This is a genomic window from Telluria sp. Soil_C_11 (genome assembly GCF_057657395.1).
Map to the genome: position 1 here is coordinate 595,125 of NZ_JBDGIN010000002.1, position 16,299 is coordinate 611,423.

General features: G+C 67.2%; 13 protein-coding genes. 9 read left to right on the forward strand and 4 right to left on the reverse strand.

The genetic code is table 11. From position 1 onward, the window contains the following. Positions 1-11: 11 nt before the first annotated feature. Entirely contained in the window at positions 12-2,186 is a 2,175-nt protein-coding gene (locus AC3A6M_RS05525) for a TonB-dependent receptor (RefSeq protein WP_487851717.1), read from the reverse strand. An 84-nt stretch (positions 2,187-2,270) separates the two neighbouring features. On the opposite strand from AC3A6M_RS05525, the gene AC3A6M_RS05530 reads away from it, so the two are divergent. The 5 genes from AC3A6M_RS05530 (at position 2,271) to AC3A6M_RS05550 (ending at position 6,733) form a co-directional block, all read left to right on the forward strand. Then, entirely contained in the window at positions 2,271-3,443 is a 1,173-nt protein-coding gene (locus AC3A6M_RS05530) for a PepSY-associated TM helix domain-containing protein (protein ID WP_487851718.1), read from the forward strand. Beyond that, positions 3,440-3,619, forward strand: coding sequence for a hypothetical protein (locus AC3A6M_RS05535; protein ID WP_487851719.1), 180 nt, complete (start codon positions 3,440-3,442; stop codon positions 3,617-3,619). Before AC3A6M_RS05530 ends, AC3A6M_RS05535 begins: the two co-directional genes overlap by 4 nt. Before the next feature lie 116 nt (positions 3,620-3,735). After that, positions 3,736-4,407, forward strand: coding sequence for a signal peptidase I (gene lepB, locus AC3A6M_RS05540; RefSeq protein WP_487851720.1), 672 nt, complete (start codon positions 3,736-3,738; stop codon positions 4,405-4,407). A gap of 44 nt (positions 4,408-4,451) precedes the next feature. After that, positions 4,452-5,648 (forward strand): multidrug effflux MFS transporter, encoded by a 1,197-nt coding sequence (locus tag AC3A6M_RS05545; RefSeq protein ID WP_487851721.1) that lies wholly within the window; start codon positions 4,452-4,454, stop codon positions 5,646-5,648. Between the two features lie 92 nt (positions 5,649-5,740). Beyond that, positions 5,741-6,733: an amidohydrolase family protein gene (locus AC3A6M_RS05550; RefSeq protein ID WP_487851722.1), complete on the forward strand. Its 993-nt coding sequence runs from the start codon at positions 5,741-5,743 to the stop codon at positions 6,731-6,733. Here AC3A6M_RS05550 and AC3A6M_RS05555 read toward each other — a convergent pair whose 3' ends face one another. Together AC3A6M_RS05555 and smpB are read right to left on the reverse strand one after the other, a co-directional pair. After that, positions 6,734-10,873: a CheR family methyltransferase gene (locus tag AC3A6M_RS05555; protein ID WP_487851723.1), complete on the reverse strand. Its 4,140-nt coding sequence runs from the start codon at positions 10,871-10,873 to the stop codon at positions 6,734-6,736. Between the two features lie 144 nt (positions 10,874-11,017). Further along, positions 11,018-11,467, reverse strand: coding sequence for an SsrA-binding protein SmpB (gene smpB / locus AC3A6M_RS05560; protein WP_487851724.1), 450 nt, complete (start codon positions 11,465-11,467; stop codon positions 11,018-11,020). Between the two features lie 83 nt (positions 11,468-11,550). On the opposite strand from smpB, the gene AC3A6M_RS05565 reads away from it, so the two are divergent. Next, positions 11,551-11,985, forward strand: coding sequence for a type II toxin-antitoxin system RatA family toxin (locus AC3A6M_RS05565; RefSeq protein ID WP_487851725.1), 435 nt, complete (start codon positions 11,551-11,553; stop codon positions 11,983-11,985). Further along, positions 11,975-12,277: an RnfH family protein gene (locus AC3A6M_RS05570; RefSeq protein ID WP_487851726.1), complete on the forward strand. Its 303-nt coding sequence runs from the start codon at positions 11,975-11,977 to the stop codon at positions 12,275-12,277. The genes AC3A6M_RS05565 and AC3A6M_RS05570 overlap by 11 nt, the downstream gene beginning before the upstream one ends. A 54-nt stretch (positions 12,278-12,331) precedes the next feature. Here the strand turns inward: AC3A6M_RS05570 and AC3A6M_RS05575 are convergent, their stop codons facing one another. Continuing rightward, the gene (locus AC3A6M_RS05575; RefSeq protein ID WP_487851727.1) at positions 12,332-12,829 is read right to left on the reverse strand and encodes a DUF4124 domain-containing protein; all 498 of its coding nucleotides are present in this window, start codon (positions 12,827-12,829) and stop codon (positions 12,332-12,334) included. A gap of 182 nt (positions 12,830-13,011) precedes the next feature. Here AC3A6M_RS05575 and guaB point away from each other — a divergent pair, with 182 nt between their 5' ends. Then, positions 13,012-14,472 carry an IMP dehydrogenase gene (gene guaB / locus AC3A6M_RS05580; protein WP_487851728.1) on the forward strand — a complete coding sequence of 487 codons (1,461 nt, stop codon included), beginning with the start codon at positions 13,012-13,014 and terminating at the stop codon, positions 14,470-14,472. 57 nt (positions 14,473-14,529) lie between these two features. Next, entirely contained in the window at positions 14,530-16,140 is a 1,611-nt protein-coding gene (gene guaA / locus AC3A6M_RS05585) for a glutamine-hydrolyzing GMP synthase (protein WP_487851729.1), read from the forward strand. Positions 16,141-16,299: the final 159 nt, after the last annotated feature.

The following is a 16,299-nucleotide window of genomic DNA, read 5'->3' on the forward strand; positions in this document are numbered from 1 at the left end:
CCCGGACGGCATCAGAAGTCGACGCTCGCCGACACCGTCAGCGTGCGCGGCGCGCCCAGCACCAGGTAGCCGGCGCCCGGGTAGCCGCCGGCCGAGGCCCAGTAGTTGCGGTCGAAGGCGTTGTCGACGCGGGCGCGGAAGGTGACGTCGCGGTCCATGATGCGGGCCAGGTAGTTCGCGCCCAGGTCGAGGCGGGTCCAGGACGGCAGGCGCTGGGTGTTGGCGCCGTCCGCGTACTGCTTCGAGGTGGTCAGGGCGCGCGCGTTCAGCGACAGGCCCGGCACCCCGGGAACATCCCACTCCGTGCCCAGGTTCAGCTGGGTGCGCGGCACCCCGATCGCATCCTTGCCCTGGTTGACGCCGCCGGCCGTGCGGCGCTGCTCGGCGTCCAGCAGGGTCAGGCCGCCCAGCACGCGCAGGCCATGCATCGGCATGCCGAACACCGACAGCTCGAGGCCGCGATTGCGCTGTTCGCCGAAGATGCCGAACACCTGGTTCTCGATGCCGGCCAGCGGCTGCGAGGTCGTGAACAGCGCGGCGCTCATGCCCAGCCGGCCGCTGTCGTACTTGACGCCGACTTCCTTCTGGCGCGAGGTGAAGGGCGCGAACACCTGTCCCTGGTTGAGCGGGACCACGGGGAAGCCGGAAGCGGTCGGCCCCTGCTGCAGGGCTTCCGCATAGTTCGCATACAGCGACAGGTTCTTCATCGGCTTGTAGACGACGCCGGCCACCGGGGTGTTCGCGCTCTCGTCGTAACCGGCGTTCTGCGCACCGCTGTTGTAGTCGTAGCTGGTGTCCTTGATGCGCTGGCGACGCACGCCGACCGTCACGCGCAGGGCGTCGTCCAGCAGCGCCATCGTGTCGGCGATGGCGTAGCTGCCGAGGATCGCCTTGTGGGTCAGCAGCGGGTGCGCCATCGAGCCGCCGGTGAAGAAAGTGGGCGAGGGCGCGGCCACGTCGACCGGGCGGTACAGGTTGGTGGACCAGCCGGCGAAGTCGCTCAGGCCGTAGGCATTGAAGGACTTCATCCCGAAGGCCGAGGCGCTGGCGCTGAGGGTATGCCGGACCGGGCCCGTGGCCAGCTCGCCGCGCACGCCGATTTCGCCGGTGCGGGTGCGGTCGTTGCGCTGGTTGTCGAAGCGGCCCATGTTCAGGCCACCGGCGTTGTCGGTGGTGGTGGTCGTGGTCAGCGCGTTGAATTCGCTGCCGTTGCGGGCACCGAAGGCGGCCCACGCGACCACGTTCGGCGCCAGGTCGACTTCGCCGCGCAGGGTGCCGAAGGTGTCGCGCTCGAGCGAATGGGTCCAGGGCTGGGCGAAGTTGTGGCGCGCATCCGGCGCACGGGGCACGGCCAGGCCGGCGCCGACCGTCACGCTGGGCCGGGCATCGTCCAGCTCGTGCTCCTGGAAGCCGACGTCGGCCGACAGGCGATAGCCCTTGCCGCGGTAGTCCATGCCGATCGACAGCACGTTCAGCTCGCGCGATTCGCGGTCGACGGCGGTGTCGCCATCGCGGCGCACGGCATTCACGCGGATGCCGGCGCGGTCGCCCTCGCCGAAGCGGCGCGCGACGTCGAAGGCGCCGTAGGCCTGGCCGCCCGATTCGACGCCCAGCGTGACCTGGTTCAGCGGACGATTCGGGGCGCGCTTGGGCACCAGGTTGACCGAGCCGCCGATCCCGCCGCCGCCCGGCGCCGCGCCGTTGATGAAGCTGTTCGCGCCGCGGAAGATCTCCACGCGCTCGAGCAGTTCGGAAGCCACGAACTGGCGCGGCAGCAGGCCGTACAGGCCGTTGTACGCCATGTCGTCGGAATTCACGGCGAAGCCGCGGATCACGTACAGCTCCTGGAAGTTGCCGAAGCCGCGCGCCACCCGCACCGACGGGTCGTTCTGCACCACGTCGCCCACGCTGCGCGCCTGCTGGTCCTGGATCAGGGCCTGGGTATAGTTGGTGGCGTTGAACGGGGTGTCCATGATGTCGACATTGCCCAGCAGGCCGAGGCGGCCGCCGCGCGCGACCTGGCCGCCGGCGTAGGCGGCGGGCAGGCCCTGGGCCGAGGCGTCGGCCGAGGCGCTCACGACGACGGTGGCGATGCCGGGCTGGCTGTCGGTGCTGGTTTGCGCCTGTGCGCAGGAAGCGGCCAACAGCAGGGCGCCGGCGGCGAGCGGAGTCAATTGCATGATCATGGTGCGTGTTCTTATTGATGAGAATAATTCTCATTATACCCAGCGTGCTTGCGTTCGTAAATGAGAACTATTACTATCTGGCCCATGTCTCCCGTTTCTCTTCGCCGCTGGTCCTGGATCCACAAATGGAGCAGCCTGGTCTGCACCGTCTTCATGCTCCTGCTGTGCCTGACCGGCCTGCCGCTGATTTACCACCATGAGATCGGCCAGCTGCTGGGCAACGAAGTGGAAGCGCCGGCCATGCCGGCCGGATCGGCGCCGCTGCGCGCCGACCTGGACAGCGTCATCGCCGCCGGCAAGGCGCGCTATCCGGACAAGGTGATGATGTACATGTCGCAGGAGGCGGACGAGCCGGCGTTGTGGTTCCTGACCATGGGGGCGCATCCGAACGACCCGAAGTTCGTCTCGATCGCGGTCGATGCGCGCACCGCGCGCTACGTCGCCGAGCCGCCGATCGAGGGCGGCGCCGTGATGGCCTTCCTGTTCCACCTGCACGTCGACCTGTTTGCCGGCGTGGCGGGCAAGCTCTTCCTCGGCTGCATGGGCCTGCTGCTGCTGGTGGCGCTCGTCTCCGGCGTGGTGCTGTACGCGCCGTTCATGCGCAAGCTCGAATTCGGCGCCGTCCGCCATGGCCGCACGGCGCGCCTGAAATGGCTGGACCTGCACAACCTGCTCGGCATCGTCACCCTGGTCTGGGCGCTGGTGGTGGGCGCGACCGGGGTCGTCAACACACTGGCCGACGTGCTGCTGCAGTACTGGCAGGCGACCGAGATCGCGGCCATGGTCAGGCCCTACGCGGGCCAGCCGCCGCCACGCACGCTGGCGTCGATGGCGCAGTCGGTGGCGCGCGCGCAGGCGCTGCAGCCGGGCATGCAGGTCGCTTTCATCGCCTTCCCGGGCACGCCGTTCGCGAGCCCGCACCATTACGGCGTCTACATGCGCGGCGACCAGGCGCTGACCGCGCGCCTGTACAAGCCCGTGTTGGTCGACGCGTCTACCGGGCAGGTGACCGACCAGCGCACGCTGCCCTGGTACCTGACGACCCTGCTGTTGTCGCAGCCCCTGCATTTCGGCGACTACGGCGGGGCCGGCATGCAGTTCCTGTGGGCGCTGCTCGACCTGGCGACCATCGTGGTGCTGGGCAGCGGCCTGTATCTGTGGCTGAAGCGCGGTCGCGCCGCCGGGGCCAGGGCTGGCGCGCCGGCCGCGACGGCGAAAGCGCAGCCGGCGCTGGCAGGGGAAGGGGAGGCGCGTTGAGCGCCTTCCGCAGCCTGTGGGGCATGCCGGTCCTGCTCGGCGTGCTGACCGCGGCCGGCCTGGTGGCCGGGCTGCTGGGCGACGGCTGGTGGGACGCGGTGGCGGTGGCCGGGCTGGGGATTCCGGTCGCGGTCGGGCTCTGGCACATGTTCAAGCCGGCGGCTCGCCGACGCTAAACGCGGGCATCGTCGCATACATACACCCGCTTTAATTTTCTATTAAGCATTCACCCAGCAATACGACGTATAACTCAGGGTGACGACAACCCGAGGAGTCCCCCGTGAAGAACTTCATGCGCAACAACAAAGGCTTCCTGGCCTTCCTGCTCCTGTTCGGCGTGTTCCGCACGGCGGTGGCGGACTGGAACCCGATCCCGTCGGCCTCGATGCACCCGAACCTGCTGGAAGGCGACGTGGTGCTGGTCAACCGCATGGCCTTCGACCTGAAGGTGCCGCTCACCGACGTGGTGCTGGCGCGCATGGGCGAGCCGGCGCGCGGCGACATCGTCACCTTCCGCTCGCCGAAGGACGGCACGCTGCTCATCAAGCGCCTGGTGGCGCTGCCCGGCGACACCGTCGAGATGCGCAACGAGCGCCTCTACATCAACGGCAAGGGCGCGGACTACGACATGGTGGCGGAATCGCTGGACTCGATCCAGGGCGCGACCCTGCGCGCGCTGCAGCTGTCCGAATCGATCGAAGGCGGCAAGGGCGGGCGCCGCCACATCCAGGTGCTGCCGGACGTGGCCGCGCCGCGCACCTTCGGTCCGCTGCGGATCCCGCAGGGCGAATACCTGATGCTGGGCGATAACCGCGACAACAGCGCCGACTCGCGCATGATCGGCCTGGTGCCGCGCAAGCTCCTGATCGGCCGCGCCGAACGGGTGCTGGTGTCGGCCGACTACCAGGGCAACTGGATGCCGCGCACCGAGCGTTTCGGGATGTCCCTGTATAGGCCGAACTGAAAGGCCGTACAATCTCGCCTTTCGATTCACGGAAGGCGATGCAGATGCAAAGAATGTTGACGGTGATCCTGGCTTGCCTGGGTATGGTGGGCGCGCTGGCGATCGATACCTATCTTCCCTCCATTCCCGCGATCGGCCGCGCCTTCGAGGTCGGCCCGGTCGCGGTGCAGCAGACCCTGAGCGTGTTCCTGTTCACGTTCGCCTTCATGATGCTGTTCTACGGGACCCTGTCGGATTCCTTCGGCCGCCGGCCGGTGATCATGGTGGCGCTGGTCCTCTACACCCTTGGCTCGATCGGCGCCGCGCTCGCGCCCAGCTTCGGCTGGCTGCTGGCCTTCCGCGCGATGCAGGGCCTGTCGGCCGGCGCCGGCTCCGTGATCGGCCAGGCCATCGTGCAGGACCGCTTCAGCGGTGCGCAGGCGCAGAAGATGATGTCCCATATCATGATGGTGTTCGGCCTGGCCCCGGCCATCGCGCCCGTGCTGGGAGGCTGGCTGCACGTGACCTTCGGCTGGCGCGCCACCTTCGTGTTCCTGGCCCTGTTCGGCGCGCTGATGCTGCTGCTGTGCTGGCGCCTGCTGCCGGAGAGCCTGCCGCCCGGGAAGCGCCACGCCTTCCACGGTGTCGCCATCGCGCGCAACTACCTGAAGGTGCTGGGCCATCCCCAGTTCCTGCTGCTGTCGCTGTCGGTCGGCCTGGCCTTCGGCGGGCTGTCGCTGTACATCGGTTCGGCGGCCAATTTCGTGATGGAGATCCTGCACCTGCCGGAGACCGCCTTCGCTTGGATGTTCATCCCGCTGATCAGCGGCATGGTGATCGGCTCGGCCTGGGGCGGCAAGCGCGCCGGCAGCCTGCTGCCTCCCACGATGCGCGCGATCGGCTTCGGCCTGATGCTGCTGGCCTGCGTGCTGAACGTCGGCTACACCGCCTGGGCCGGGGATGCCGTCGCCGTGCCCTGGGCCGTGCTGCCGCTGATGGTCTACACCTTCGGCCTGGCGGTGGCGATGCCGGCGATCCAGGTCGGCGCCCTCGGCCTGTTCCCCGACAACCGCGGGCTGGCGTCCTCGATGCTGGCCTTCATCCAGATGATGGCCTTCGCCCTGGTCTCGGGCCTGGCAGCACCGCTGCTGTTCGGCAGTGCCTTCAAGCTGGCCTGCGGCGTCACGGTCGGCCTGGCCGGCAGCTATGCGGCGGTGCGCCTGGCGGGCGTGGCGGCGCGGGGCAGGGCGGCGGCCGCCTGATCCACCGCGGCGCGCGGCCGCATGCATATCCAAAAATGGTTTGCGGGCGCCGGCGCTGCCGGTAGACTGGGATTTTCTTCCCGGAGACCGCCATGCGCACGCTTGCCCGCAGCCTCGTCCTCACCGCCTTCATGCTGGCTGGCGCTGTCCGGGCCGAGGTGCCGGCGCCCATCGGCGACTGGCACCAGCACGTGTTCAGCGCCCAGGACATCGCGCTCGCCGGCCCGCAGTCCGGCCTGCAGCCGCTCGACGCGAAAGACGTGATCGCGCTGCTCGACGCCGCCGGCATCCGCAAGGCGACCCTGCTGTCGCTCGCGTATATGTATGGGAAGCCGGGGCGCCACATCGAGGACGAACCCGGCAAGGTGCGCGCCGAGAACGACTGGACCGCGGCCCAGGCCGCGCGCTACCCGGACCGGCTGGTGGCCTTCTGCAGCTTCAATCCGCTGAAGGATTACGCGCTCGAGGAGCTCGCGCGCTGCGCCGCAAAACCGGGCATGGCACGCGGGATCAAGCTCCATTTCGGGAATTCGGACGTGCAGCTCGACGATCCTGCCCACGTGGCGCGCCTGCGCGAGGTGTTCGCCGCTGCCAACGCGGCGAAGATGGCGATCGTCGTGCACATGCGCGCCAGCATCAGCAAGGGCCGGCCGTACGGCGCGCGCCAGGCCAGGATCTTCGTGGAACAGGTATTGCCGGCCGCGCCCGACGTGACGGTGCAGGTGGCGCACTTCGCCGGCACCGGTCCGGGCTACGAAGATCCGCCGGCGCGCGAGGCGATGGCCGAGCTGGCGCGCAGCGTGGCGCGGCGCGATCCGCGTACCCGTCAACTCTGGTTCGACGTCGCATCGATCGTCGACCGCGACATCAGGCCGGAGCTGGCGAAGCTGGTGGCGGACACCATCCGCCAGGTCGGGGTAGACAGGGTGCTGTACGGGACCGACTCGGCCCAGGGCGGCAACCTGCGCCCGCGCGCGTCCTGGGAAGCGTTCCGCAAGCTGCCGCTGAGCGACGAGGAGTTCGCGCGGATCGCCGGCAACGTGCCGCCGTATGCCGAGGAACTGCGCGCCCCGGCGCGTCCCTGACTACCCGGCCGCCTGGCGCCGGCGCAGCAGGCCGGGAATGATGGCCAGCAGCCGGTCGACCGACAGCGGCTTGCCGAGGTGGGCCGCGAACCCGGCCTCGCGCGCCATCGCGATGTCCTGCTCGCGCGCCAATCCGGTGACGGCCACCGCCGGCAGGTCGGCGTGGCGCGGCAGGCGGCGCACTTCGCGCAGCAGCGCATAGCCGTCCATCTCGGGCATCGAGATGTCCGACACCAGCAGGTCGACTTCTTCGCGGGCCAGGATCTCCAGCGCCTGCCGGGCGCCGGTCGCGACCAGTACCCGCGCGCCGTGCATGTCGAGCAGCGATTTCATGACCAGCACCGCGTCCTCGACGTCGTCGACCAGCAGGATGCGCAGGCCGCCGATGTCGCGCCGAACGTCGCCCGGCACGCCGCCGGCTTCGCCGCGCTCCCGTTCCAGCAGCGGCAGCCAGACCGAGAAGCAGGCGCCCTTGCCGATGCCGTCCGAGCGCACCTCGATACGGCCGCCGTGCAGGTGCACCAGTTCGCGCACCAGCGCCAGGCCGATGCCGAGGCCGCCCTTGGCGCGGGTGGTGACGGAATTCGGCTGGCCGAACATCTCGAACACCTTCGACAGGCTGGCTTGCGCGATGCCCTGGCCGGTGTCCAGCACGTCGAGCCGCATGGCGCCATGTTCGGCGCCGAGCCTGACGTCGATGCGGCCGCCCTCGGGCGTGAACTTGACCGCGTTGCTGAGCAGGTTCATGACGATCTGCTCGAAGCGCACCGCGTCCGCCATCACCGCCAGGCCGGCATCGAGGCCGCTGGCCGTGATCTCGAGCCCGCGCGCGGACGGGTCGGCGCGGGCGACGTCGACGATCGCGCCGACCAGCTTGCCGGCGTCGAGCGGCGCCACCGACAGCGCCAGCTTCCCGGTGCGCACGCGCGACATGTCGAGCAGGTCTTCGATGATCTTGGCCTGGCTGAGCACCGAGGTGCGGATCGCTTCCGTGCAGCGCAGCGCGGTCGAGGAGCCGCGCACCTCGCCCATGTGCGACAGCAGCTCGGCGTTAATGCTGATCATGTTGAGCGGCTGGCGCAGCTCGTGCGACATGATGGCCAGGAACTGGTCCTTCATCGCGGCGGCATGTTCGGCGCCGGCGCGTTCCTGGTGCTCGATGTTGAAGGCTTCGTCGCGTTCGGTGGCCTGGCGCATGCGTTCGGTCTCGTCGCGCGCGATCTTGGCGTAGCCGTATTCCGCCTGCGGGCCCAGCGGGCTGGTGACGCCGCTGGCGTAGAACCGGCTGCCGTCCTTGCGCAGGTGCCAGCGCTCGTCCTCGGAACGGCCGTCCTCGCGCGCGCGGCGCATCTCCTGCTCGGGCGCACCGGCGTCCAGGTCCTCCAGCGTAAACAGGCGTTCCAGCGTGCGGCCCAGCATCTCGCTCTCGGCATAGCCGAACATCTGCTCGGCGCCCTTGTTCCAGCTGGTGGCGCGGCCCTCGGCGTCCATGGTGATGATGGCGTAGTCGTTGGCGCTTTCCGCCACCATCCGCATGCGCGCTTCGCTGGCGCTCGCCAGCTCCTCGGCCTGGCGCCGTTCCGTGATGTCGAAGAAGGTCATCACCGCGCCCTCGATCCGGTCCTGGGTGGTGCGGTAGGGGAGCAGGCGCACGATGTACCAGCGGCCGTCGTCGCTGCGCACTTCGCGCTCGACCGGACGCAGGGTGTCGAAGGTGGAGTTGACGTCGTCGGCCAGCTCGTCGTAGTCGAGGCGGTGGGTCAGGTCCAGCAGCGAACGCCCGAGGTCGGACGCGATGATGCTGAAGATGTCGGTCGCGCGCGGCGTGAAGCGCTTGATGCGCAGCATGCTGTCGACGAAGATCGTGGCGATGTCGGTCGAGGCGATCAGGTTGTTCAGGTCGTCGTTGGCCTTGCCGGTCTCCTCGACCTTCACCTTGAGCTCGTAGTTGACGGTGATGAGTTCCTCGTTCACCGACTGCAGCTCTTCCTTGCTGGTCTCGAGCTCCTCGGTGGCCGAGCGCAGCTCTTCGTTGATCGCCTGCAGCTCCTCGTTCGAGGCGCGCAGCTCTTCGGTCGAGATTTCGGAATGCTCGATGGTCTCCTGCAGCTGCTCCTTGGTGCGCTGCAGCTCGGCCTCGAGCTGGTTCAGCACCATGTCGTCGCGCGCCGCGCCCAGCGGCGCCGGCTCGACGTGGGGCGGCACTTCGTCGAACACCACCAGGACGAAGTCTTCGGCACTGTCGTCGTCGTGGAAAGCGCCCACCTTCATGCCGATCATCGTGGCGCGCTCGTGCAGCTGCACCGGGATATGGCGGCATTCGACGCCGGGGTGGCCATGCTGGACCTGGTACAGGGCGCTGCGCAGCTCCAGGCGCAGTTCCGGCAGCACCAGCGCCAGCACGTTGCGCGAAGGCTCGCCGCCGCCCATCCGCAGGAACTGCCCGGCCTGCTGCGACATGTGGACGATGTTGGCATCGCGGTCCAGCACCAGCGAGGGCGGCGCCAGCTGCGCCAGCGCGCGCTGGTGCACCTCGGCGTACGAGAACTGGCGCCGCGCCGGCGGACGCTGGATCGATTCCGGGATCCGGCTGACGTGGCCCTGCAGCTGGGCGCTGGAGCTGGCGGAGCGCGAGGTCTGGCGCGCGCGGTAGATGCGGTTCTTCTTGTCGACCGGGATGAAGTAATCCGCCACCGACTCGGCCGATTCGGAGCTGCCCAGGAACAGGAAGCCGCCCGGCTTGAGCGCGAAGTGGAACATCTCGAGCACGCGGGCCTGGACCTCGCGGTTCAGGTAGATCAGCAGGTTGCGGCAGGACACCAGGTCGAGCCGCGAGAACGGCGGGTCGCGCAGCACGTTGTGGGCGGCGAACAGGATGCGGTCGCGGATGCCCTTGCGGATGTGGTAGCGGTCGTCGTCCTTGGTGAAGTGGCGGCGCAGGCGCACCGGGGCGACGTCGGTGATGATCGAGGCCGGGTAGTTGCCGGCCCTGGCCTGCGCGATGGCGCCGTTGTCGATGTCGGAGGCGAACACCTGGAACGGCGGCGGCTGGGCCATGTCGGCGGCGTGGTCGGCCAGCAGGATCGCCAGCGAGTACGCTTCCTCGCCGGTGGAGCAGGCGGCGACCCAGACCCGCACCTCGTCGCCCGGTCCCTTGTCCCTGAACAGCTCGGGAACGATATCGCGCTCGAGGGCTTCGAAGGCTTCGCGGTCGCGGAAGAAGTTGGTGACGCCGATCAGCATGTCGTCCAGCAGCGCATTGCACTCGCGCGCGTCGCCCTCGAGCAGGGCGCGGTATTCGGGCAGCGTGTGCACGCTGCGCACCTGCATGCGCCGCTCGATGCGGCGCAGCACGGTGGCGCGCTTGTACTGCTTGAAGTCGTGGCCGGTGCGGTTGAACAGCAGCGAGATCACGCGCTGCAGCGCTTCCTCGGCCTGTTCCGCCGCTTCCGCGCGCACCGTATGTGCGATCTGGTCCTCGCCATCGCCGACCGCCGGCATCTCGATCGTGCGGGCGTTCTCCCACAGTTCGATCAGCTTCTGCGGCATGTCGACCACGGGCAGCACGAAGTCGACGGCGCCGGTGCGGATGGCCGCCTCCGGCATGCCCTCGTGCTCGGCGTCGGCCGGCGACTGCACCAGGGTGACGCCGCCCTGTTCCTTGATCCGCGTGACGCCGACCGCGCCATCGGCGCCGGTGCCCGACATTACGACCGCCACCGCGCGCTCGCGGTGGACCTCGGCCAGGGTGCGGAAGAAGATGTCGATCGCGACGTGCCTGCCGCGCGGACGTTCCAGTTCGGTCAGGCCGAGAACGCTGTCGGCCATCGTCAGGTGGCGGTTGGGCGGGATCACGTACACGTGGTCGGGACGGATCTCGACCGGTTCGACGACCTGGATCACGGGCATGCGCGTGGCGCGCTGCAGGACGTGGTCCGCCGAGCTCTTGTGCTTGGGCGACAGGTGCAGGATGACCACGAAGGCCATGCCGGTGTGCCGCGGCATGTTCTCGAAAAACCGCAGCAGGGCCGGCAATCCTCCGGCTGACGCGCCGATCCCGACTACCGGGAACAGGATCGTGCTCGGCACGATGCCGGGTTCGGTGGGAGGCGTGCTGGGGGCGTTGGCGGAGTCTTGCATGCGCGGCGGCGTCGAACGGTGAATGGTCAGTGTAGTGTATTCACGCGGCCCATGGCTACAAAAAGTTGGAACCTTGGCACGGCCGCGTTCGCCGCCTGGCCCCTGGCAGGGGCAGGCGTCGTGGATGGAAACGAGGGAGCGGACTCAGCGGCGGTGCTGCTTCATCGCCTTGTCGACCTCGCGCTTGGCGTCGCGGTCTTTCTCGGTGTCGCGCTTGTCGTGCTGCTTCTTGCCCTTCGCCAGGCCGACTTCGCATTTCACGCGGCCGCCCTTGAAGTGAAGGTTGAGCGGCACCAGCGTGTAGCCGGAACGCTCGACCTTGCCGATCAGCTTGTCGATCTCAGCCTTGTGCAGCAGCAGCTTGCGGGTGCGCAGGGCTTCGGGGTGGCTCCAGGCCGAAGTGGCGGTCAGGGCGCTGATATGGGCGCCGAACAGGAACAGTTCGCCATTGCGCACGACAACGTAGGCTTCCTTGATCTGGACGCGGCCCTCGCGGATCGCCTTGATCTCCCAGCCTTGCAGTACCAGGCCGGCCTCGTAGCGGTCCTCGATGAAGTAATCGAAAAAGGCTTTCTTATTATCAATAATACTCATGAAATAGCTAAAATGCGCGCGTCGGTTAAACTACGGTTGTCGCAAAGTGACACAAGACCAACATCATAACAAACGGCTGACAAATGGCAGTAGTGCACAAATCAGTTTTCTTGGGCTATAGCTCTGAGCAAATGTTCGACCTGGTGGCGAAAGTCGAAGATTATCCAAAATTCCTCCCCTGGTGCAGTGGGGTCAAGGTGCTCGAGCGGACGGATGACAATCTGACCGCCTCGCTGCAGATTAATTTCCATGGCGTGAAGCAGAGCTTTACCACCGCCAACCACAACCAGCGCCCGACCCAGATGAAGATGCACCTGGTCGACGGCCCCTTCAAGATGCTGGAAGCCACCTGGTCGTTCAAGTCGCTGCGTGCCGACGCCTGCAAGATCGACTTCGACATGCAGTACGAGTTCTCCAGCGTGATCCTGGAGCAGATCGTCGGGCCGGTGTTCGGCATGATCGCCAACACCATGGTGGATTCCTTCTGCAAACGTGCCGAGCAGGTGTATGGCGTCTGAGGCTGAAGCGCTGCAGGTCTACGTGGTGTACGCCACGCCGAAGGATGAATTCATCCATCCGATGCGCGTCGCGCCGGGCACCACCATCGGCCAGGCGATCGAAGGCAGCGGCGTGCTGGCGCGCTTCCCGGAGATCAACCTGGTGACCCAGCCGGTGGGCATCTACGGCAAGAAGAAGACGCTGGACACGGTGCTGCGCGAGCGCGACCGTATCGAACTCTACCGACCGCTGGTGGCCGATCCGAAGGATTCGCGGCGCAAGCGCGCGGCCAGGAAGCAATCGGCACAATGAGCACCGGTTGCGGCGCCTGAAGGTAGGGTGGGCACCACGTGCCCACGCCGGACGTCAGCTGCAACCCGGCAAAATCCGCTGCACCTTTTCCAGCTCGCGCGCCCGGTCCGCATCCGACATCAGCTCCGGCTCGCCCTTGCTGTTCTTCCACTCGAGCCGGCGCGCAATCGTCAATTCCCTCTGCGCGCCGCGCGCCCAGCTGCATTCGGCATCGCGGTCCTTCCTGCGCTGCGCCTCCAGCTCGCGCTCTTCCTTGTCGCGCCTGGCGCTGCGCTCGCGGAACTCGGCTTCGCGCACTTTCCAGTCCGGCGCCGGCGCAGGCGTGGCCGACGCGGCGGGTGCGGCGGCGCTTGCCGGTTCCGCCGCAGGCGCCAGTCCACGCGGCGTCTTCAGGATCCGGCCCGGCGGCGTGCCCGGCGGAGGCGGGCGGTCGGAAAAGACCCGCACGCCATGATCGTCGATCCAGCTGTACTGGGCGTGCGCCAGCAGGGAGGTCAGGGCCAGGGCGCAGGCGCACAGCGGGCGCAGCCATCGTCGGATCGGGGTCGTCATCTGAAAGTTTCCTTGCGTTATCACCTGAGGGATTTCGCCATGATTCCGCGGCGCTGTCAATCGCCGTCGTTTTTCTCCGAACGGATGGGTTTCGAGGCCATTTCGGCCTTTTTTTGGCCACCTGAAGAAGTTTTACGGGAGTTTCTGTATAATTCGCTTTTGCGCCTATAGGAAATAAAACTATGCGTCTTCTTCAGAAAGCACTCACGTTCGATGATGTGCTGCTCGTCCCGGCCTACTCCAACATCCTCCCGGCCAACACGTCCCTGCGTACCAAACTGACCCGGAATATCTCGCTGAACATTCCGCTGCTGTCGGCCGCGATGGACACCGTGACCGAAGCCCGCCTCGCGATCGCGATGGCGCAGGAAGGCGGTATCGGCATCATCCACAAGAACCTGCGTCCCGCCGACCAGGCTCGCGAAGTGGCGCGCGTCAAGCGCTTCGAGGCCGGCGTGCTGCGCGACCCGATCACGGTCCCGCCGACGATGAAGATCCGCGACGTGATCGCCCTGCAGCACCAGCATGGCTTCAGCGGCTTCCCGGTGGTGGAAGGCAAGCAGGTGGTCGGCATCATCACCAACCGCGACCTGCGCTTCGAGGAAGACCTGGAAGCGGAAGTGCGCAGCAAGATGACCCCGCGCGAAAAGCTCGTCTATGTGAAGGAAGACGCAGGCACCGAGGAAGCGAAGCGCCTGATGAACAAGCACCGCCTGGAGCGCGTGCTGGTCGTCAACGACGATTTCGAACTGCGCGGCCTCATTACCGTGAAGGACATCCTGAAGTCGCACGAGCACCCGAACGCATCGAAGGATGCGCAGGGCAAGCTGCTGGTGGGCGCGGCAGTGGGCGTGGGCGACAAGGACAAGGAACGCGTGGAACTGCTGGTGAAGGCCGGCGTGGACGTGCTGGTGGTCGACACCGCCCACGGCCATTCGCAGGGCATCCTCGACCGCGTGAAGTGGATCAAGGACACCTATCCGCACGTCGACGTCATCGGCGGCAACATCGCGACGGCGGCCGCCGCGCGTGCGCTGGTCGAAGCCGGCGCGGATGCCGTGAAAGTCGGCATCGGCCCGGGCTCGATCTGCACCACCCGTATCGTCGCCGGCGTCGGCGTGCCGCAGATTACCGCGATCTCGAACGTCTCGGAAGCGCTGGAAGGCACGGGCGTTCCCTGCATCGCCGATGGCGGCATCCGCTACTCGGGCGACATCTCGAAGGCGCTGGCCGCCGGCGCCCACACCGTCATGATGGGCTCGATGTTCGCCGGTACCGAAGAAGCGCCGGGCGAAGTGATCCTGTACCAGGGCCGCAGCTACAAGGGCTACCGCGGCATGGGTTCGCTGGGCGCGATGGCCGAAGGCTCGGCCGACCGCTACTTCCAGGAAGCCTCGAGCAAGGCCGAGAAGTTCGTCCCGGAAGGCATCGAAGGCCGCGTCGCCTACAAGGGCAGCGTGCTGGCCATCATCTACCAGCTGGTCGGCGGCGTGCGCCAGTCGATGGGCTACTGCGGCTGCGCGACCATCGAGGAACTGCGCTCGAAAGCCGAATTCGTCGAGATCACCTCGGCCGGCATGCGCGAATCGCACGTGCACGACGTGCAGATCACGAAAGAAGCGCCGAACTACCGCACCGAATAAAGAACCCCCAGACGCGGCCCGACGGCCGCGTTCTTGTATTCGCCATTAGAAGACCCTATGCATTCCAAAATCCTCATCCTCGACTTCGGTTCCCAGGTTACCCAGCTGATCGCCCGCCGCGTGCGCGATGCCGGCGTGTTCTCCGAAGTCTACCCTTACGACATCGGCGACGAATTCGTCCGCAACTACGGCGCGTCCGGCGTGATCCTGTCCGGCAGCCACAACTCGACCCTGGAAGGCGACTCGCCGCGCGCGCCGCAGGCCGTGTTCGAACTCGGCGTGCCGGTGCTCGGCATCTGCTACGGCATGCAGACCATGGCGGCCCAGCTGGGCGGCAAGGTCGAAAACGGCAAGGTCCGCGAATTCGGCTACGCCGAGGTGCGCGCCCGCGGCCATACCAGGCTCCTGAACGGCATCAACGACTTCGTCACCGACGAAGGCCACGGCATGCTGAAGGTCTGGATGAGCCACGGCGACAAGGTCCTGGACATGCCGGAAGGCTTCAAGCTGATGGGCTCGACGGACAGCTGCCCGATCGCCGCGATGGCCGACGAGGAGCGCCGCTTCTACGCGCTGCAGTTCCACCCCGAAGTCACCCACACCACCCAGGGCGAAGCCATCATCGGCCGTTTCGTGCACGAGATCTGCGGCTGCAAGAGCGACTGGAACATGCCGGACTATATCGGCGAGGCGGTCGAGAAGATCCGCGCCCAGGTCGGCACCGACGAGGTCATCCTCGGCCTGTCCGGCGGTGTCGACTCGAGCGTGGCCGCGGCCCTGATCCACCGCGCCATCGGCGACCAGCTGACCTGCGTGTTCGTCGACCACGGCCTGCTGCGCAAGGACGAGGGCAAGATGGTGATGGACATGTTCGCCAAAAACCTCGGCGTGAAGGTGCTGCGCATCGACGCCTCCGACCAGTTCATGGGCCACCTGGCCGGCGTGAACGACCCGGAGCAGAAGCGCAAGATCATCGGCCGCGAATTCGTCGAAGTGTTCCAGGAACAGGCCAAACAGCTGACCAGCGCGCGCTGGCTGGCGCAGGGCACGATCTACCCGGACGTGATCGAATCGGCCGGCAAGGGCAAGAAGGGCCAGACCATCAAGAGCCACCACAACGTGGGCGGCCTGCCGGAGACGCTCAACCTTCGTTTGCTGGAACCGCTCCGTGAGCTGTTCAAGGATGAGGTGCGGAAGCTCGGCGTGGCCCTGGGCCTGCCGCACGACATGGTCTACCGCCACCCGTTCCCGGGCCCGGGCCTGGGCGTGCGCATCCTCGGCGAAGTGAAGCGCGAGTTCGCCGACCTGCTGCGCGAGGCGGACGCGATCTTCATCGAAGAGCTGCGCAAGACGCCGTTCGTGGCCCCGATGGTGCCGGGCATCGATGCCGGCAAGGCGCCGGTGAACTGGTACGAGGCGACGTCGCAGGCATTCGCCGTGTTCCTGCCGGTGAAGTCGGTGGGCGTGATGGGCGACGGCCGCACCTACGAGTACGTGGTGGCGCTGCGCGCGGTGCAGACCCTGGACTTCATGACGGCGCAGTGGGCGCACCTGCCGCACGACCTGCTGGGGCGTGTGTCGAACCGGATCATCAATGAAGTGCGCGGGATCAACCGCGTTGTTTATGATATTTCGGGGAAGCCGCCGGCGACCATCGAGTGGGAATGAAGTTTTCTGGAGAGAAGCTCTTTCTCTCGTAGTTTGAAAAGGCTCGCTTCGGCGAGCTTTTTTTATGCAGCTGACCCGTCCCGGAATAAGTTGACACTTCTGAGGAGTGTTCAATGGATACCAGGGAAAAACGAACCCAGCGTGACTACACGCTGGCTT